General features: G+C 64.2%; 12 protein-coding genes and 1 pseudogene. 8 read left to right on the forward strand and 5 right to left on the reverse strand.

Going from position 1 to position 20,197, the window contains the following annotated elements; all coding sequences use genetic code 11:
• Window positions 1–68 precede the first annotated feature (68 nt).
• From KA354_19590 to KA354_19600, 3 genes are all read right to left on the reverse strand, one after another.
• Window positions 69–1,550 carry a hypothetical protein gene (locus KA354_19590; protein ID MBP7936851.1) on the reverse strand — a complete coding sequence of 494 codons (1,482 nt, stop codon included), beginning with the start codon at window positions 1,548–1,550 and terminating at the stop codon, window positions 69–71.
• A gap of 91 nt (window positions 1,551–1,641) precedes the next feature.
• Window positions 1,642–2,967 carry a DegT/DnrJ/EryC1/StrS family aminotransferase gene (locus KA354_19595; GenBank protein ID MBP7936852.1) on the reverse strand — a complete coding sequence of 442 codons (1,326 nt, stop codon included), beginning with the start codon at window positions 2,965–2,967 and terminating at the stop codon, window positions 1,642–1,644.
• A 285-nt stretch (window positions 2,968–3,252) separates the two neighbouring features.
• On the reverse strand, window positions 3,253–4,566 hold the full coding sequence (locus KA354_19600; protein ID MBP7936853.1) for an aminotransferase class I/II-fold pyridoxal phosphate-dependent enzyme: 1,314 nt from the start codon (window positions 4,564–4,566) through the stop codon (window positions 3,253–3,255).
• A 500-nt stretch (window positions 4,567–5,066) separates the two neighbouring features.
• Here KA354_19600 and KA354_19605 point away from each other — a divergent pair, with 500 nt between their 5' ends.
• The 6 genes and pseudogenes from KA354_19605 (at window position 5,067) to KA354_19630 (ending at window position 15,175) form a co-directional block, all read left to right on the forward strand.
• The gene (locus tag KA354_19605) at window positions 5,067–6,023 is read left to right on the forward strand and encodes a sugar phosphate isomerase/epimerase (protein ID MBP7936854.1); all 957 of its coding nucleotides are present in this window, start codon (window positions 5,067–5,069) and stop codon (window positions 6,021–6,023) included.
• A 138-nt stretch (window positions 6,024–6,161) separates the two neighbouring features.
• Window positions 6,162–7,361 (forward strand): annotated as a pseudogene (locus KA354_19610) (hypothetical protein).
• Between the two features lie 331 nt (window positions 7,362–7,692).
• Window positions 7,693–9,279 carry an alpha-N-arabinofuranosidase gene (locus KA354_19615; protein ID MBP7936855.1) on the forward strand — a complete coding sequence of 529 codons (1,587 nt, stop codon included), beginning with the start codon at window positions 7,693–7,695 and terminating at the stop codon, window positions 9,277–9,279.
• Between the two features lie 52 nt (window positions 9,280–9,331).
• Window positions 9,332–11,764: a DUF87 domain-containing protein gene (locus KA354_19620; protein ID MBP7936856.1), complete on the forward strand. Its 2,433-nt coding sequence runs from the start codon at window positions 9,332–9,334 to the stop codon at window positions 11,762–11,764.
• Window positions 11,761–13,551, forward strand: coding sequence for an arylsulfatase (locus KA354_19625; protein MBP7936857.1), 1,791 nt, complete (start codon window positions 11,761–11,763; stop codon window positions 13,549–13,551). The genes KA354_19620 and KA354_19625 overlap by 4 nt, the downstream gene beginning before the upstream one ends.
• Before the next feature lie 142 nt (window positions 13,552–13,693).
• The gene (locus KA354_19630; GenBank protein MBP7936858.1) at window positions 13,694–15,175 is read left to right on the forward strand and encodes a sulfatase-like hydrolase/transferase; all 1,482 of its coding nucleotides are present in this window, start codon (window positions 13,694–13,696) and stop codon (window positions 15,173–15,175) included.
• Between the two features lie 50 nt (window positions 15,176–15,225).
• On the opposite strand, the gene KA354_19635 is transcribed toward KA354_19630, so the two are convergent.
• Both KA354_19635 and KA354_19640 read right to left on the reverse strand, forming a co-directional pair.
• Entirely contained in the window at window positions 15,226–16,617 is a 1,392-nt protein-coding gene (locus KA354_19635) for a hypothetical protein (GenBank protein ID MBP7936859.1), read from the reverse strand.
• A 62-nt stretch (window positions 16,618–16,679) separates the two neighbouring features.
• Window positions 16,680–17,858: a hypothetical protein gene (locus KA354_19640; GenBank protein ID MBP7936860.1), complete on the reverse strand. Its 1,179-nt coding sequence runs from the start codon at window positions 17,856–17,858 to the stop codon at window positions 16,680–16,682.
• A gap of 555 nt (window positions 17,859–18,413) precedes the next feature.
• On the opposite strand from KA354_19640, the gene KA354_19645 reads away from it, so the two are divergent.
• Together KA354_19645 and KA354_19650 are read left to right on the forward strand one after the other, a co-directional pair.
• Window positions 18,414–19,082 carry an HAD family hydrolase gene (locus KA354_19645; protein MBP7936861.1) on the forward strand — a complete coding sequence of 223 codons (669 nt, stop codon included), beginning with the start codon at window positions 18,414–18,416 and terminating at the stop codon, window positions 19,080–19,082.
• Window positions 19,083–19,263: 181 nt separating this feature from the next.
• Window positions 19,264–20,197 (forward strand): trypsin-like peptidase domain-containing protein (locus KA354_19650; protein ID MBP7936862.1); only part of this gene is annotated, 934 nt, incomplete at its 3' end.

Raw genomic sequence — 20,197 nt, forward strand, 5'->3', positions numbered from 1 at the left:
TTCGTCCGGCCGGCCCAGGAGCGGGCGACGCGGATGGCGGCCGCAGGGCGCCTCGGGCATCCGAGTCCTCAGGCTAGGAGTGCGCGGATAGCCGATTCCAGAACCTGTTCTGTCTCGGGTGCGACGCACGATGCGGGACCTGTCTCGTAGCCTCCTTGGGCGTAGCCGATCTTCGTCCCAATGTACTGCGGTCCGCAATCGCCGTACGCGGCCATGCAGAGGAAAGCATCCGGGCGCATCGCGGCCGCCGCGAGCTGGTACTCAACGAACAGTTCGCCAGGCATGTGCAGCACGTAGGCATTGCCCATCCGCAAACAGGTCAGGTCGATCGACTCTCCTCGGGCGCAGCGGCGCAGCCAGATCAGCCCACCGGCTGCGTTGGCTCGCTCGCGCAGCGTCTGGTTGGGGTCGTCCAGGACCTTCAGGCATGCTTCCTCGGTCAGCTCCTTACGGACCGGCAGCTTGACCGGCAGCACTCGCCAGCCCAGATCCGCGGCGCGAAGCGGTTCTTTCTTGACGCCCTCCCAGGCCCGAGCCATCCCGTCCGCCAACCGGCCCGCCAGTTCGAACCGCCGCCCGGGGCTGCCGTCGTTGTACTTGCCGGCGGCGACGTTTCCCCCGGCTCCGTTGAAGTGCACGTGGAAGACCTCGGGTTCGGTCGCCTCGCGCAGACTCCTGGCCAGACCGACAAAGTCCGCGCTCACCGCCCCGCGTCCATAGAAGCTCTGGGGGTGGGTGGCATAGTAGGTCACGGCCGCCAGCGGAGTGTCCCCGTCCCAGAAGCTGACCAGCTTGACGTAAGGGTCAATCGTCCCCTCGGGGTGGGCCGCAACCTCGGGATCCTTGCAACTGCTCATCCGGCCGTGCAGGATCTTGCCGTCGGGACCGATGATTCGCCGATTGGATGCGACCCGATCGACTTCTGCCTGCCCCAAGCCCAGATGCGTCACCCGCCGCGGCTGCTCCAGGCTTTGCGACAGGGCCCGCCCAGCCCGCTCCAGGGCCGCCCGTGCCGATGGCCCATCACAGACGCTGCCGCCCAGTCCGCGAGGGATGAGTAGCTCGTCGATGTCAAAGTCCACGCTGGGGGCATCATGCTGGTGGACCGCGTGGACGGCGACGCGCTCCGGGGTCGTGCCGGCCGCCTTGGCCAGGGCCTCGCGCCAGACCCGGTAGCCGCCGTTCTGAACGGACGTCCAGTCCAGGGCGCACAGCACGATGGGACGCTGGTCCGTAAGCAGTACCAGACCTCGGGCGGAAAGCGGGTCGATGATCTTCCTGGCCGGTCTGACCAGGGCCCTGCAGAGTGGGCTGCCCAGCGGCGGAGTCACGTCGGCCTGGAAGAAGGCGATCTTCAGTTCTCCTCCGGCCGGAACCGGACCGTTCGATCGGCCCGGCGAGGGTGTCGCGCCCTCGGTCATACGGTGTGTGGCCGTCTCCGCGGCGAGCGACGGAGACGTGTGGGCCAGGGTGACCGCCGCCGCGCCGGCGGCTGCAAGGAACTGCCTCCGCGTCGCCTGGTTCGGATCGTGGGTACCATCACCTCTCATGAGAGACTCCTCCGGCCGGTCATGAGACATCAAAGACATGCCCTCCGTTTCGTGCCCAGGCCAACGACCTGATGCCAGTATCGATGGAGGCCTATCCGACCTGGGCGAGCATCTCGCGATGGGCCCAGACTTTCTCGAAGGCCTTGACATACTGATCGATCAACTCGGGCGCCTGGTTGGTGAAGATCGGTATGGAGATGGCACGACGGTTTGCCTCATCGCTGCCCGCCAGGTCGCCCGGGTCCGCCGGGACGTGGTGCCACCACTGGGCTTCCCGGAAGAACGGGTACTTGTGCAGCACGTTCCAGCTGAACGTGCTCACGCTGACGCCCTCGGCTTTCAGTGCCTTGACGATCGCATCGCGCGGCAGGCCGGCCTTCCTCTCGTCGATCAGCAGGATGTTGTCGCGGTAGTACACGCGCTGCATGTCGGGCCGCGTGTACTGTGCCGCCAGGCCGGGTAGCTGCTCGAGGCGCTTGTTCAGTCCGTCGTTCAGGGCGACGACCCGCTTGTTGTGCTCGGGCAGCTTCTTGAGCTGGCAATGGCCGAGCGCCGCCGACATCGGATGGATGCGGAGCTTCCCTCCGAAGGCGGTCTGATCGTACTTGCGGTACGGACTGTCCTCGGGGAAGGTCTTCGGGAGATCGTAGTTGCCGTAGGTTACCGCACGTTCAAAGTCGCTGCGCTCGTAGTACATGGCCATGCCGCCCTCGATCGCGGGAAGCGGCTTGCCCATCTGGAGGCTGAATGCCGACATCCGGCCCCAGGTGCCGATCAGCTTGCCTTGGACCGATGCACCATGAGCATGGCTGCAGTCCTCGAGCAGAATCAGGCCTTTCTCCTTGGCGAAGTCTGCCAGGGCGTCCATCTCGCACGGGACACCAAACCAGTCTACCGCGAGGATCCCTTTCACGTCCTTGGTCAGTCTCCTTCGGCAGTCTTCGACGCTGATGTTGAGCGTGCGGGGATCGATGTCGACGAACCGCGGCACGATGCCGAACATGCGAGGGCCGGCCCACGGGAACCAGGTGGTGTAGCTGGCCACGAGGATCTCGCTGCCCGGCGGCAGGTCCAGGGCAAACAGCATCGAGGTGAGGGCACTCGTACCGTTGGTGTGTGCCTTCACGAACGGCATCTTGAAGTACTCAGCCCAGGCTTTCTCGAACGGCGCGATGGTGCCGTAGTTCGGATTGCGCACCAGTTCGAGCACGGCCATCTCCTCATCCCGGCCGTACTGTGGCCATTTCGTCGCGTCGCCAACGGGTGCGGTCACGGCCTTCGGGCCACCCTTTAATGCCAGCACCTCCGCTTTGCCGGCAGCTCGGGCCTGCCCGGCAAGCGACAGCCCGGCCGCGGCCGCTCCACCCGCTTTCAGGAAGGTGCGACGCGTCGTTTCTCGTCCTTTTCTATTGATCATGATCGAACCCCTGCCGGCCAGCGTTTGTGAATTGGACACGTGATGGGCCGAAGCACGCATCACCAGGCAACCTGGCACGATCAGGTTGCCGGCCCTGGTTCACTTATTGTACACCCCTCGCCTTGAGACACCAATGCAGCTGGTGTTTTGGCGGTCACTTCCGGGATGGCCGGAGTATCCGCGCAGGGCGAAGGGCATTGTTCAGCTTCAGGGTGCCGCCCTGTCGGCCAGGGGCCGCCCGCGTTCTAATCCTCTCGAGCCATCGCCCCCTGAGCCGCCGGTCGATCATGCCAGCTGCTTGCGGTGCGCCCAGATCTTCTCGAAGGCCTTGACGTACTGCTCGACCACCTCCGGCACTGGCCGGGTGAAGTACGGAAGCCAGATGGCCGTCGCGTTCGCCTTCTCAGATCCGGGCAACTCCGGGATCGTCGGCTTGTGGTGCCACCACTTCTCCTCCGCGTACAGCGGGCATTTGTGCTGGAGACGGTAGACGAAGCGCGAGGCCGCCACTCCTTCCGCACGCAGGGCCTGGACCAGCCGGTCACGGGAAATACCTGCTTCGGCCTCTTCAACGAAAAGGACGTTGGCGTCATAGTACAGTCGCTGGGCTTCCGGCCGGGTGCGCTGATCATACAGCCCGGGGAGCTGAAGCAGTCGATCGTTGAGCGAACGAACCTGCTGGACCCCGCTCACGTTGCGCTCACGAAGCTTCGGGAACTGGGCGCGGATCAGGACGGCAGCCATCGGGTGCATCCGCAGCTTGAGACCCAGGCCGGTGCCTTCATAACGGGCATACCCGCTGTCGCCGCCGAAGGTTTTGGGCACGTCGTAGTGCCCGAAGGACACGGCTCGCTCAAAGGAGGAGCGATCGCGGTACATGCCCATGCCGCCTTCAATGCCGGGCAGCGGCTTGGTGGTCTGGAAGCTGAAAATGGACATCTCTCCCCAGGTGCCCATGAGCTTGCCCTTGAGCGAGGTGCCATGGGCGTGGGCACAGTCCTCCAGGACGATCAGGCCCTTCTCCTTGGCGAAGTCGCAGAATCCGTCCATGTCCGCCGGGTTGCCGAACCAGTGAACCGGAAGGATAGCCCGGGTGCCCTTGGTGAGGCGGCGACGGGCATCCTCCAGATCCATGTTGAGCGTGCGGGGATTGATGTCGACGAACACCGGCACCAGGCCGAACAAGCGCATGGGGACAATCGTGGCGAAGAAGGTGTAGCTGGGCACCATAATCTCGCTGCCGGGGGGGAGATCCAGGGCGAAGAACATGGCCGCCAAAGCGCTGGTTCCGTTACAGTACGTCTTGGCATAGGGCACTTTGTAGTAGGCCTTCCAATCATCCTCCAACTCATCGTTCGGGCCGTAGGTGGGGTGGCGCAGCATCTGCAGCACCACGTTCTCCTCGGCCTCTCCGTAGAGAGGCCAGGTGTCTGCTCCTTGGGTCCGGGCGGTGACGGCTTTGTCGCCGCCCAGCAACGCCGGCTTCTCGGTCGATGCGGCCGAGGCGGGTGACGACTGGGCCAGCGTCAGCCCAGCTGCTGCCAGGCCGGTCTTGCCGAGGAAAGCACGACGCGTACTTGCCGGTTTTTTTCGTGTCATCGTTTGCTTGCTCCTGAGAAGCGAGGAGTGATCTCTCGATATCATCACCGGAGGCGGTGAGCACCGCGGTCTCCGGCGACCGCCCCGACTCGAACGAGAGGGACGGTGCCAGCGTGGGGTCCTCTCCTGCCGCGCCGACCGTGCCGCAAATCTGCAGCCGGCCTTCATCCGGCAGCCGACCACCTCTTCTACTTTCTACCGCCCGCAGGCGATGGCGTCAACCGGGCGGATCAACCGCCGGGAAGGTCCGCGCTCGCCCGCGAGCGGTCTACGAGGTCGGGGACAACAGGGCGTCGGAGAACGCCGGCCCAGTGGGTCAGGTTCGGACTTGCCTGCCCTTTCGCGTCCCCTTGTTTGGGCCGCGGCGGACGACTATGTTGGGTGGGTGAACCACCCGGCCGGTCGCGATCTGCGGCTCAATGGGCGGTCCCGGCACCGTCGGGCGGCGAGACGCCGCCCGCACATTCCGACGGCCGAGCCGTCTGTGTCGAGGAGAAGCCATGCCCAGGGAGTCCATCGATACGTCCATCGAGTCTCAGCGGCGGCATGCTCACATCGCCTGGTGGCTCGCCCACCATGTGCTCTTGTCGCCTGGAGTCGCGGCCGGCTGTGCGGCGGCCGTGATCCTGCTCCTCGGCAGCGGCTGCGATACAACCCCCGCGGAGAAGCGGGCGATCGCGCACCGCCCCGAACCGGTTAACCCACTGGTCTGCCGCCTCGCGAGCTACGGCAGATTCCAGGACATCGCGTGGACGCACCTGCCGTCGATCGGCGTGCGGTACGTGTTCATGAACGTCCCGCCACCGGATCAGGTCGAGGTGGTGAAGCAACGGCTCGCGAAGCACGGCCTGGCCGCGATGGTCCTTCGCGGCGAGACGGATTTGTCCAAGCCGGACTCAATCGGCGAACTGGCCGTGCAGTTGGGGACTTGTCAGAAACTGGGTGTCAGGTACATGTTCCTCTCGCCCAAGCGACGCGGCGCGACCAAGGAGACGGTCTACCAACGCCTTCGCGAGGCAGGCGACGTTGCCCATCGGTATGGGGTCACGATCACCCTCGAGACGCATCCCGATCTGGGCACCAACGGCGATGTCCACGTCGAAACGATGAAGCGGATCAACCATCCGAACATCCGCGTCAACTTCGATACGGGCAATATCACCTACTACAACAAGGGCGCGAACGCTGTGGTTGAACTCAGGAAGTGCATGGACTATGTCGGTACGGTCGAGTTGAAGGATCACAGCGGCGGTCTCGAGGAATGGAGTTTCCCAACCCTCGGCCAGGGTGCGGTCGATCTGGCGGGTGTCGTCCGAATGCTCAAGCAGCACGGTTACGCCGGTCCAATCACTCTGGAGATCGAGGGGGTCAAAGGTATCGACATGACCGAGGCGGAGACGAGGAAGATGATCGAGGACTCGGTGGCGTACGTTCGCTCGCTGGGCCAGTTCCGTTGATCATTTGACGAGGCGCGAGGCATGAGAACAGCTACGACTTGTCGCTTGGCGTTTACGGCGGCGTTCATTCCGCTGTGCCCGTGGTGGGCACCAGGTGAGACCCGGGGGGAGGCAGCATCGCCGGCCACCCCACGCAAGCTGGTTGCCCAGACCTACAACTCCGGCTTCGAGCTGGCCCACGATACCTACAACGGAATGGGCACCGGCAGCGACGGCAGGATCTACTACGTGCTCTGCAGCGAGTCGATCGACATCGGGGCCCAGATGTACGTGTTTGACCCGGCGACTCGCCGCATCGCGCACTGCGGCGACCTGACCGAGGCCTGCGGTGAGAAGGGCTCGAAATCGATCGTCCAGGGCAAGAGCCATGTCAATTTCGTCGAGTGCGGGGGCAAGCTCTACTTCTCCACGCACACCGGTTACTACACCATCATCGACGACATGGAGAAGATGGGCACTCCGCCGCCGGGTTACAAGCCCTATCCTGGAGGCCATCTTCTGGCCTATGACCTGGCCTCGGCCAAGTTTGAGGACCTCGGGGTCGCGCCTCAGGGCGAGGGCGTCCTGACGATGAACATGGATACCCGGCGCGGGCGGATCTACGCCCTGACCTGGCCCACGGGCTGCTTCTTCCGCTATGACCTCGCGAAAAGAGAGATGAAGGACCTGGGTTCGTTCAACGAGAAGGGTGAGAACGGCAAGGGACCCACCTATCGCACCATCTGCCGCTCGATCGCGATCGACCCGACCGATGGATCAGCGTACTTCACTACGGGGAGCGGTGATATCCTCCGCTACCGCTTCGACCGCGATGCCGTTGAACGGGTCGCCGGCGACAATATGAAAAAGGACTACTTCGGTCTCTATGACCCCACCTCGCCGGGCCACATGGGCTACAACTGGCGACAGACGGCCTGGCACCCGGCCGAGGAAGTCGTCTATGGCGTACACGGCAACTCGGGCTACCTGTTTCGCTTCGACCCGCGAGCGGTCCGAGTGGACGTTCTCGACCGCATCACCTCCGAGCCGTCGAAACGGAGCGGTATGTACGACCAGTTCAGCTACGGCTACCTCGGTTTCGCCCTGGGGCCGGATCAGCGAACGCTCTACTATCTGACTGGCGGTCCGGTATACGTCGACGGAAAGCGGATCGCGGGCAAGGACAGCACGGGCAAGGGCGAGTCCAAGGGGATCGAGAACCTGCACCTGATCACCTACGACGTCCCTACCGCGACATACCGCGACCACGGAGCGATCTTTTTCGCGAACGGCGACCGGCCGGCATACGTCAACTCGATCGCCCTCGGCAAGGACGGTACGGTGTATTCCCTGTCGCGAATCACCGAGAACGGCCGCACCCGGACGGATCTTTTCAGCGTGGCCCCGGTGGTGAAACCCGTCGCCGGGTCTCCACTGCAGGACCGTTAGTCGGTCGCTCGGTGCGCGCCCGTGCGCCGCGGGGCCCCCTTGTTCGCCGCAGAGCGGATACCGGACTTGTGCGGTGCCTGTGCGGCAAGCAGGCGCAGGAGGAGGGGGGCATGGATACAATAGCGGAGCACCGCCCGGCGGCGTAGTCGGCGGAGTTCGCTGGCAAGTCTCGGACAGAGGGTAAGGAATGATGCGTTCCGCAAAGGGGCACAACGGTCCGTGGAGGAGGAGGGAGACCCGGATGAGACTCACCGTCCGGTCCCGGTCAGGCCTGAGAGCCGTCGCTCTGACCACCGGCCTCGCGCTTTCAGGAGCTTCGGCTCTGCCGGTCTTCTCACAGGATGTGCAGTCGGCGGCCGTCGTGGTACGCGGCGACCAGCCCGGGGCCGTGATTAACCGCAACATCTACGGCCATTTCGCCGAGCATCTCGGCCGCTGCATCTACGAGGGCATCTGGGTCGGGGAGGATTCCTCGATCCCCAACACCCGCGGCATCCGCAACGATGTGCTGGCCGCGCTCAAGGAACTGAACGTCCCGGTGCTCCGCTGGCCCGGCGGCTGCTTCGCCGATGAGTATCACTGGAAGGACGGCATCGGCCCACGCGAAAAACGCCCCAAGATCATCAACACCCATTGGGGAGGCGTGGTCGAGAATAACCACTTCGGCACCCACGAGTTCCTCGACCTCTGCGAGCTGCTCGGTGCCGAGCCCTACATCTGCGGCAACGTCGGGAGTGGCAGCGTCCAGGAGATGATGGAGTGGGTCGAGTACATGACCTCTGATGCCGACTCTCCCCTGGCGAACCTCCGGCGACAGAACGGCCGGGAGAAGCCCTGGCGGGTGCGGTTCTTCGGTGTCGGCAACGAAAGCTGGGGCTGCGGCGGCAACATGCGGCCGGAGTACTACGCCGACCAGTTCCGCCGCTACAACACTTTCGTCAAGAACTACTCCGGCAACCGCGTCTACCGCATCGCCTGCGGCTCCAATGGCGACGACCTGAACTGGACTGAAGTCCTGATGCGACAAGCCGGCCGCCAGATGAACGGCCTCTCGCTTCATTACTACACCCTCGCCACCGGCAAATGGGACAGGAAGGGCTCCGCCACCGACTTCGATGAGAGCCAGTGGCATTCCACCCTTCGCCACACGCTGAGAATGGACGAGCTCATCACCAAGCACGCCGAGATCATGGATCGCCACGACCCGGGCAAACGCGTCGGCCTGGTGGTGGACGAGTGGGGCACCTGGTACGACGTGGAGCCCGGCACGAACCCCGGCTTTCTCTACCAGCAGAACACCTTGCGCGATGCCCTCGTCGCCGCCCTGAACTTCCACATCTTCCATCGCCACGCCGACCGCGTGGTCATGGCCAACATCGCCCAGACGATCAATGTACTCCAGGCCATGGTACTCACTGACAAGGAGAGAATGCTCTGCACGCCCACCTACCACGTTTTCGAGATGTTCAAGGTGCACCAGGGCGCTGCCTCCCTACCCGTGGAAGTGCAGGCACCTCCCTATGCGCTCGACAGCCAGCAGATCCCCGCCGTCAGTGCATCCGCGTCCCGGCAGGCCTCCGGTGCCGTCAGCCTCTCCCTGGTCAACACCCATCCTCAGCGGGCCGCAAGGATCGCCTGCAAGCTGACCGGACTGACGCCCAAGTCGGTGAGCGGCCGCGTGCTGACCGCACCGGAAATCAACGCCCACAATACATTCGCCGCCCCCGAAAGGGTCCAGCCTCGACCGTTTGAAGGCGCTCGTCTGTCGGACGACGGCCTCCAGGCCGAGCTGCCCCCCAGGTCGGTGGTGATGCTGGAATTGGGCTGACATCCGTCGGGTTTTGGGGTAAGGAGTTATCCACTGCTACCAGGGACTTGCCATGGAGACTTACGAGAAACTCGGGGCTTTCTATCTCGGTCGCACGTATGACCTGCAAAAGCACAAGCCCACCGAAGAACTGGTGCTGTATGACAGTCGCGATCTGGTGACCCACGCCGTCGTGGTGGGCATGACCGGTAGCGGCAAGACCGGCCTGTGCGTGACGCTTCTGGAAGAGGCGGCCATCGACGGGATTCCCGCGATCGTCATCGACCCGAAGGGTGATCTGACCAACCTGCTGCTGACCTTCCCCGAACTGCGTCCCCAGGATTTTCGCCCCTGGGTCAACGAGGAGGACGCCCGCCGCCAGGGGCTGGATCCGGATGCCTACGCCGGCCAGCAGGCCAAACTCTGGCAACGGGGTCTGGCCGACTGGGGCCAGGACGGTACGCGCATTCAGCGCCTGCGGGATGCGGCCGAGTTCGTGGTGTACACCCCGGGCAGCGACGCGGGCTTGCCCGTGGCGATGTTGAAGTCGTTTGCCGCTCCGCCGCCACAGGTCGTGGAGGACGGCGAAGCCATGCGGGAACGCGTATCGGGGACAACCGCGGGGCTGCTCGGGCTGATGGGCATCGAGGCCGACCCCCTGCAGAGCCGCGAGCACATCCTCATCAGCACGATCTTGAATCAGTCCTGGACCCAGGGCCGGGACCTCGATCTGCCCGCCCTGATCAGTGCCATCCAGAACCCGCCGTTCACTCGGCTGGGCGTGATGGAAGTGGAGAGCTTCTACCCGGCCGCGGATCGCTTCGCCCTGGCCGTACGCTTGAACAACCTGATCGCCTCACCGGACTTCCATCGCTGGCTGGAAGGTCAACCGCTGGATATCGGCGCGATGCTGTACACGCCGGCCGCGAAGCCGCGGGTAGCCATCTTCTCCATTGCCCACCTGAATGACGCCGAACGGATGTTCTTCGTCTCGCTGCTGCTCAGCACGACCCTGGGCTGGGTGCGCGGCCAGTCCGGCACCACCAGCCTGCGGGCATTGCTGTACATGGACGAGATCGCCGGTTACTTCCCTCCAGTATCCAACCCCCCGTCGAAGGCGCCGCTGCTGACCCTGATGAAACAGGCCCGGGCCTTCGGTTTCGGCCTGGTGCTGGCCACTCAGAACCCGGTGGATCTGGACTACAAGGGCCTGGCGAACGCAGGGACCTGGTTCATCGGGCGGCTGCAGACCCAGCGCGACAAGGACCGGGTACTGGATGGCCTCGAAGGGGCGGCGGCCAGCGCCTCGGGGGCCTTGGATCGCGCCGCCATCGACAAGACCCTTTCCCAGCTGGACAACCGCGTATTCCTGATGAACAACGTGCACGAGGATGCGCCCGCCGTCATCCACACCCGATGGGCGATGTCCTATCTTCGTGGGCCGCTCACCCGACAGCAGATCAGAACGCTGATTGAACCCCATCGCCGGACCGGCGCGGAGGAAACCGGAGCCCAGAGACCTCAACCCGCCGGCCCATCGCCTGCCAAGGACGTTTCCGCCCCCGCCGTGGGGGCCCCGCTCGAGGGTGGCTCCAGGCCAGTGCTCCCACCCGGTGTTCGACAGGTGTTCATCCCCACGCGCTCGCTGCCGACTGGGGCCGGCGCCGTCTATCGCCCGGTGCTCTTCGCCAGCGGCACACTCCGCTACACCGATGTCAAGCTGAACGTTGATCAGGAGCAGCGAGTGGCGTACCTGGTGCCGCTTGCCATGCGGACCGGCTCCCCGGTGGACTGGGCATCCGCCCGGGCGACGGATCTCGGCGAGGGCGACTTCGACGCCGAGCCTGCGGCCGGCGCCTCGTTCGCCCCAATACCTCCAGATGCCTCTAACGACCGATCATATCAGGGCTGGAAGAGAGACTTCGGGGACATGCTCTTTCGGGAGTGTGCTCTGGAGCTTCTGCGCGCGGCAAGTCTCGGAGTCGTCAGCCGACCCGGCGAGGGCGAGCGCGAGTTTCAACTCCGGATCGCGCAAGCCACTCGCGAACGCCGCGATGCCGAGGTTAGCCGGTTAAGGGAGAAGTACGCCTCTCGACTGAACGTCCTGCAGGACCGCCTGCGCCGGGCTCGACAGGCGGTGGAGGTTCAGCAGGAACAGTCGCGGGCCTCGAAGATCTCCACCGCGGTCTCGTTCGGCGGTGCGATACTGTCGGCCCTTTTCGGCAGGAAGACGGCCAGTGTTCTGAGCGTCGGCCGCGCGGGTAGCGCCGTTCGCGGGGTGGGACGGTCCATGAAGGAAGTCGGTGATGTCCGCCGGGCGGAGGAGTCGGTCGAAGCGGTGCAGCAGGAAATCGCCGACCTCGAAGCTCAACTGCAGGCCAGCATCGACGCCCTTGCACAGGAAAGCCGCGAGCAACTGGAGCGCATCGCGGTCCGTCCCAAGAAGTCGAACATCAGCGTCCAGTCGGTGCTGCTCGCATGGGAACCATGCTGGGAGAACCCATGACTCTCGCACCGAGTCGCCGCAAATCGCGCCGCGTGGTCTTCGCTCTGGTACTGGCCGCTCTGGTCGGTGCCTGCCGCACCGCGGCCGTCGCCGGGCATCGTCCGCTCAACGTGCTCCTGATCGTGACCGACGATCAGGGGATCGGCGACCTGAGCGTGACGGGCAATCCGGTGCTCAGGACACCCAACCTGGACCGGCTGGCAGCCGGTGGCGCGAGGATGACGCGTTTCTATGTCAGCCCGGTCTGCACACCGACGCGGGCGTGCCTGATGACCGGACGCTACAACTATCGCACCCGGGCCATCGATACCTACGTCGGCCGGGCGATGATGGAACCTGCCGAGGTCACCGTCGCGGAGGTCCTTCGCGATGCCGGGTACGCCACTGGGATCTTCGGCAAGTGGCACCTGGGGGACAATTATCCCATGCGGGCCATGGACCAGGGGTTCACGGAATCGCTGGTCATTCGCGGCGGGGGGATCGGACAACCCTCCGATCCGCCCGGCGGAGAGGGCAGGTACACCGATCCGATCCTGTTTCACAACGGGCGGCAGGTCCAGGCCAGAGGGTACTGCACGGACGTGTTCTTCGACGCGGCGGCAGAGTGGATCGAAAAGAACAGCAGGCAGGGGCGGTACTTCTTCGCGTACATCGCGACCAACGCGCCCCACGAGCCGCTCAACGACGTGCCCAAGGAGTGGTACGAGCATTACAGGAAGATGGACTTGGGCCCCGTGCTCGCCGGGACCAAGGGCCGAGAGAGGTCCGAGCGGGAGCCGGAGAAGCTGGCCCGCATCTTCGCGATGATCGCCAATATTGACGACAACCTCGGGAAGCTGATGGGCAGGCTCGAGACCCTCGGTCTCCTCGAAAACACGATGGTGATCTTCCTCACCGACAACGGACCGGGTACCCGCCGATACGTGGGCAACCTGCGGGGGATGAAGAGCGAGGTGTACGAGGGCGGAATCCGCGCCGCGTTCCTCGTGCATGGGCCGAGAATGGTCAAGGCCGGCACGCTGTGCGACATCCCGGCTGCACATATCGACGTGATGCCGACCATCCTGGAGGCATGCGGAGTCGCAGTCCCTGCAGGCCTTAGATTCGACGGCCGGAGCATTCTGCCACTGCTCGAGGGCCGCAGCGTCAACTGGCCTGACCGCACGATCTTCATTCAGTCACACCGCGGCGACGTGCCGGTGCCGTACCATCACTTTGCCGCCATCGGTCCGCGCTGGAAGCTCCTTCAGGCCTCCGGCTTCGGCAAGGAGACGCCGGCTGGCCCGCCAAAGTTCGCCCTGTATGACATCGTCGCCGACCCTGCCGAGCAGCACGATGTGGCCCAGCAGCAGCCGGAGATCGCCGCTCGGCTGAAGCAGTCCTACGAAGCCTGGTTTGAGGACGTCGGCAGGACACGGCCGGACAACTACGCGCCGCCCCGCATCGAAATCGGCACAGCGTACGAGAATCCGGTTGTGCTGACACGCCAGAACTGGCGCCGCGGACCGGGCGAGCAGCTGCACTACGGATCGAACGGCACGTGGTTGCTGCAGGTTGCCAAAGAGGGAAGCTACAGCATCCGGTTGCGCTTTCCGGCCAGCGACTCGGGCCGGACGGCAGACATCAGAATTCAGGATGTCCAGCGCACAGCATCGGTCGCTGCGGGTGCGGCCGAATCGAGCTTCCAGGGCGTCATGCTCAGGCCGGGCCCTGCGGAATTGCGGGCCACGCTCAGGTTGGGCGACCAGGTTGCCGGACCGTGGCAGGCAGACATCAGCGGGCCATGACCGGACGAACCGGAACGACGGCCTGGCCCTGCCCGGGGGGCACGTGGCCTGCCCCGGGTGATCGGGAACCTCCACCACGGCAAGGGGTGATTCGATGAAACAGGATGCGATCCGGATGATGCCATCGGTGATCTGCTCCGTCATGCTCCAGCTTCTCGTCGCCCGTGGGGCGTTCGCCGCCGGGGCCATCATCGGCGAGCGCCCGAACATTCTCGTCATCATGTCCGACGAACATAACGCGAGCGTCCTGGGCTGCTACGGCAACAGGATTGTCCGGACGCCAAACCTGGATCGCCTGGCCGCTGGCGGCGTTGTCTTCAGCGCGGCTTACACCAACTCGCCGCTGTGCGTGCCATGCCGTCTGTCGTTCACGTCAGGCAAGTACATCAGTCGCGTCGGGGCCTGGAACAACAACTGCTGGCTGCCCAGTGCCGACTACCCGTCCATCGCTCGAGTCATGAACGCCGCCGGCTACGAGTCCTTCCTCTGCGGCAAGATGCACTATGACCGCACCCGACGATACGGCTTCACCGAAATCGGCGGGAACATGAACAACACCCTCAAGACGGGCAAGGGAAACCGCCGCCGCCCGGACGATCTGGTGTCCAAGGGGCTGAGTGGCCGGTTCCGGGATTTCCACGCCGGCGATGACTCCAACGTACTCGACCACGACCGCCGTGTGACCGCCGGGGCGGTCGAGTTCCTGACTCGCCGCCAGGCCGCCGACAAACCCTTCTTCCTGCTCGTCGGCTACCTCGCACCACACTTCCCGCTCATTGTGCCCGAGCCCTACTGGGACCGCTACAAGGGAAAGGTGCCCGCCCCTGAAATCCCAGCCGGTTTCCTGGATTCCCTGCCGCTCAACTACAGGCACCTTCGGGTCGGCTTCGATGTCCTCAACGTGCCGCCGGATACGGTCAGGAAAGGCCGCGAACTCTACTACGGACTGACCGAGTGGGTGGACAACGAGATCGGCAAGACCCTCAAGGCCCTCGCCGACAACGGCCTCGCCGACAAGACCATCGTCATCTACACCGCCGACCACGGCGAGAACATGGGCGAGCACGGCTTGTGGTGGAAGAATGCGGTATACGATTCCGCTGCCCATGTCCCGCTGATGATCTCATGGCCCAAGAGATGGCCCGGTGGGCAACGGAGAGACAACGTCTGCTCGCTGGTTGATGTCGTCCGGACGATTGCCGACCTCGGCTGGGCCAAGGTGCCTGTCGACTGGAACGGCTCGTCACTCTGCGGAGTCTTGGACGATCCCAAGGCTGCCTGGAAGGACCTGGCGATCAGTGAGTACTACGCCCACCACATCGCCAGCGGATACGTCATGTGCCGCAAGGGGCCATTCAAGTACGTGTACCACACGCCGCCCGACGAGAAACACCCGGCCGCGCGAGAACTGTACGACCTGCGGAGCGATCCCGGCGAATGGCACAACCTTGCTGCGCATCCCGCCCAGCAAGACCGCCTCGTGCAAATGCACGCTGCACTGGTGAAGGAACTGGGTGAAGACCCCGACAAGACCGAGCTGCGTTGCCGGGCCGATTGTGCCAAGGGTTACGACCGGGCTGAAAGCCCCACGCCCCGCAGGCAGCGGGCCCGGGCAGCCCGGTGACGATCGCGGATTACGGGCGGGACACGTAAGAAGAACCGTCGGGCACTGGGCTAATTCCCACGCTCGATGGTGACGTTTTGCTGCTTGGCCAGATGGCCCTGTCGCGTCCGGACGTGATAGGTCAGCTCCGTCTTCTTGCCCGCCGGGCAGATCGCGGTCAGCTGGACCGTCTGGTAGTCATGCTGCGCCGGCTCCAGCTTGCTGATGAACGCGACATCGCCGGGGAAGGTTCGTCGAAGCTCCACCTCGATCGGCCTGGACCGATAGTTGCGGATCCGCTCCGCGTAGCCCACGTGGTCCTCCCAGCCGACCACGACGTCATCGATCTCGAGCTTGGTGCCGCCGCCGTACTCCTTGTACACGTTCAGACCCTGACGCTGAAACCAGAGATGCTCGCGCCAGGTCTTGAGCTTGATCCATTCGTGGACCACTTCGGGGTCCGGCCCGAGATTCAGCTCGATCTTGTCGCCGATGGGCACGTACTTGATCTGTTGCTGCACCCGGAAGCCCAGGCCGTCCTTGCTGTTGTCCCGATACACCCGGACGATCCCGTCCGGCAGCGGCGTGGTTCCCAGCTTCGACTCCGCGTCGTTCTTCAGCAGGAACATGCGCACCAGCTGGTCGCCGTACTCCGCCGGCCGGTAGCGATACTGGATCTTGAACGGGATCTTGCGGCCCTCGAACGACCGCAATCGCTTGCTCCAGCCGTTCTGGATGGTTTCCGTCCCCTCGACCGTGTAGATGAAGTACTCGCCCAGGCCTTCCTTTTCGATCTTCTTGGGTACACCAGCAGACGTAGCCGCGGGTGCCAGCGCGTTCGCCACTTCTGCCACCCTGTCCTTGGCAGCCAGTTTTCGAACCGCCCCCGCGGCTCTCTCTTCGAGCTGCTCGATACTCTTACCGTATTGCCGCCGGGCCAGTTCGGCGATCTTCTCGACCAGGTTGATCGTGCCGACCACCAGCCGCACCTGCGCGTTTTCGTACTCCTCGCCCGAGTTGTTGAACACCCGAACGAACCCGGTAACGTCCATCACCGTCTCGCCGGGATCGGTGATGCACACGTAGTCCGCCGACCAGGTGATCCCGCTGGTGAAGTAGCTGATCTCCACCACCGCTTCGACGTCCTCGGTCGCATGAACGCTCCAGTACAGCACCTGCGGCTTGTCCAGCGGATACGTGGTATCCAGGACCTCCAGCTGGGCCGCCTGCTTCGGGAACCGCAGGGTCACCGAAGTCGGGTCGATCAGCGTGTTCGCCCAGGAAAACTGGAGCGGGTTGATCCCTTTCTTGAACGTCACGTGCCGTGTCTCGCGTACCAGGGTCAGATCCTCGGCGTTGTAGATCGTCAGCTGGACCGTGTCCCGCGAGGGCACGGTGGAGAGATCGATGTTCCGTCCCCAGGCCGGAGTGGCTACTAGCAGGATGAATACGAGTTTCTTCATATCGTCTTCCGTTCTTCGTTGGAACCTCTGATACTCATTCCTTCGGTCCGGTTCTCCCGGCCTCACCATTCGTTCTTGATCATGAGGTGCAGCTTGTGCACGACCTTCTCGGCGGTACCGTCAGCCGCCCGGGGCTTCAACGGAATGTGGAAAACCAGCCGGTCGAACGTGCTCTTCTCGGGATCGAGGCCGCCGGGGAACGTCGTTTCCCGCCCCAATTCCCACTCGACATCACGCTTGGTGTCGCCACGGGTTTCATTGCGAACCGCCCGGGCCAGTTCGATGACGTCGAGCGTGACCGGCGAATCCTTGAAGTTCTCGATTTCATACTGGATGACCACCTCCTGGTTGGCGAGATTGCCCGCCAGGACCTTGCGGTCATTCCGCGCGATCACGCGGCGGACGACGATGTCCTTGGCTACGCCAAGATAGAGCTTCATCTCGTCATCCATGGGCGTGAACTTGCCCCAGTCTTCGCCGACGAAGGCCTCGCCGCCCTTACCGTCGTCCTGGAAGATGCGGGCTTTGCCGGGCATGAGCGGGAATTGCCCCAGCTTGTGCTCCTTGTCATTCTTCAGCAGGTAGTGCATGGGGATCCGCAGCTTCTTCTGCGGCTCATCCAGGTAGGCGAACTCCGCGAGGCTTGCGGTGTAGGTCTTCTGGATCGGAACGTCCGCGAAGCGGGCGGACAGGATCTGCTTGGTCTCGTTGATCCCGATCGGCCGGAGAAAGTGATCGCCGAAACCAGCCCAGAGTCCGGCCTCGCCGAAGTCCTCGTTAGCCAGGTTCTGCAGCTTCACGTATTGGGAGAGCAGCAAGCTCTTCTCGTCATGGGCGGCCGTGGCCCGGTATTCAAAGCTCTTGTTGAGCTGCCCGATGATGTAGCTGATCCGCACCCGGGCCGGACCGGACTGGCCGGCCGATACCTGCCAGACCAGGGCATTCTCATTGGGCGGGTAACTGACTGACAGCACCTTGATCCCCTCCGGGTCCGCCAGAGATCGGAACTGAATGCTGTCCTTGTCAATGGCCGTGTCGGCCCAGGAGAAGTCGACCTGATTCACGCCTTTCAGCAGCGGAACGACTCGCTCCTCCTCGACCAGCGTGACGTTCGGCTGGTCAAGCTGGATCTCGACCCGTTCGCGTCTGGGCAACGTGATCAGCTTGATGCGGGCCAAGGCCGGCGAAACCGCAACAGCCAGGACCATAAGCACGATGGGAGCCGATTTGAATCGAGGCATACCGAAAGCCCCTCGGATGATCCCCCGGAAGGGTTTCCGCTCGCCTTGAGCGGGCCCCCCGGCGGGTGCGTTTCATGAATAGACGCCGTTCCTTCGCAGCGGTTCCCTGAATTCGATGCCAACTGAGGCCGGCCGGGGTTGTGCAGGCCGCTCCGCGGGTCGGCGCGCGGCCAGCTGCCGAAAGGTAGGTGGCGTCAAGACATGGGGGGTTCCGGCGGATGCCCGGGCAAGAACGGGGAAGCGAGGGGCCTGGTAGGCGCAGGAGAGAGAGGACCAATGCTGAGAGAGCGCCTGCGTGTCGACGCTGGTGATGAGAAGGGCCTTGCATGCGCGTTCGCTTGCGGGTGTACTATCGCCTCTTCGCCGTTCCCCCGTCTCAGCCGGACGGCGGCGAACGGTGGACGATCCATGTGGGCGGCGTCGGGAGGCCCGCCGGGTGGTCCGGAAAATGACGCGTGGGGCAGGGGGCGGCCCTGCTTATTGGACGGTTCGTGTTCCCGGATCGACGGATGAGCCGCCCGAACAAGCGTAGGCCGTTTCCGCCGGTGAGGATCCATGGGTATTCAAGGCGCCATTTTTGATCTGGACGGCACGCTGGCCAATACGTTGCCGGATTTGACCGCGGCGATGAACCACACCCTGGGCACGCTGGGAAAGTCTCCATGTTCGCAAGAGGAGGTCCGCCGGTGGGTTGGTGAAGGGCTGCCCACACTGTGTCGGCGAGCCTTGTCGAGGAGCTCTCCGGGCGGCTTCGATGTTCCCGACGACGCGATGGTAATCCAGATGGCTCAGCTGTTCACGGCCTACTACCGCGATCATCGGCTGGACAAGACCCGACCCTACGAGGGCATCCCGGAACTGCTCGACGAGCTCGCCCGCCGGAGCATTCCCATGGCGGTCCTGTCCAACAAGCCGCACGAGCACACCTGGCCGATGGTCGAGGCCCTGTTCAGCCGGTGGTCGTGGGTGGCGGTTGAGGGCTACCGGGCGGAGGAATACCGCAAGCCGGATCCGCGGACCGCTTTGGAGATCATCGCCCGGATGGGCGGCCAAGCCTCACGGATCGCGCTGGTGGGTGATTCAGCCACCGATATACAGACTGGCCGGAACGCGGGCGTGGTCACCGTTGGGGCGGCGTGGGGGTTCCGCGATCGCCCTGAGCTGGTCGACGCCGGTGCCGACCATGTGATCGACCACCCGCTCGACTTGGTCGGGTATCTGTAACGAGTGGGCGCGTCCCTTTTCTCGAGGCCATTATCGCGATTAACCGCCGCGTCAGCCACGGCAGGGGACGTTCGCGGGCCTTGACCCCCGTCGTGGGCGATGGGTATAATTCAATGAAGTACTCACCGTCATTGTGCCGGCGGTACACGACCCGCGTGGTCTCGTGAACCGGAGAGCGTCGTTGCAGTTGTTCGTTCGCGTGACAGCTTTGTTCGCGATCGCGCTGGGTGTGTCGTCCGTCGCGTCGGGGATGATCCAAGCGGGAACCCCCGTTGCCGCGAACATCGAGGGTCCGTGGGCGTACCCAGCGGCCGCGAACCCTGGCACGTCTGAGCTCGCCTGGTCAGCCCAGATCAACGAACCGGCGGCCACCTACATCGCGATTCACTTTGTGGACTTCGATCTGGCTCCCGGCGACTACCTCTTGGTGTCGGATGCCCAGGGAGGACAGACCTACACACTTGAAGGCAAGGGCAAGATGGACCGCGGGACCTTCTGGTCCCAGCACATCAAGGGCGGGGCGGTCCTTCTCCAGTTGATGGTCTCCAGCCTGACCGGGGGACAAGGCTTCCGGATCGACCAGTACGTGACCGGTTTTCTCGACCTGGGCCCGGCCCCTGGAACGGCCGGCTCTGCAGCCAACACCCCAGCGTCAATGGACATGGCCATCGGGGAGGCCGCCGCCATGAGTCGGTCCGTCCAGGCCCTGTGCGGTATCGACGACAAACGCAACGCCGCCTGTTTCAAGGATTCTCATCCTCTGGTGTACGATCGCTCGCGGCCGGTCGCTCGTCTGCTGATCAATGGGTCTTCGCTCTGCACCGGTTGGCTGGTCTCGCCGCAGAACCACTTGCTGACCAACGAGCACTGCATCAGTTCGGAACTCGATGCCGTCAACACCGACTATGAATTCATGGCAGAGGCTCCGAACTGCGAGGATGCCAACTCTCCACTCGGTTTTCGCGGTACCGTCATTTCGGGTGCGACCTTTGTCCAGAGCAATCTCGATCTGGACTACGCCCTTCTGCAATTCACCGCAGCATCTCCGGTGGACACCTATGGGTACCTCCAGGTCGACAATCGAATCACCGCGGTCGGAGAGCAGGTGTTCATCC

Source organism: Phycisphaerae bacterium, from assembly GCA_018003015.1.
Classification (GTDB): domain Bacteria; phylum Planctomycetota; class Phycisphaerae; order UBA1845; family PWPN01; genus JAGNEZ01.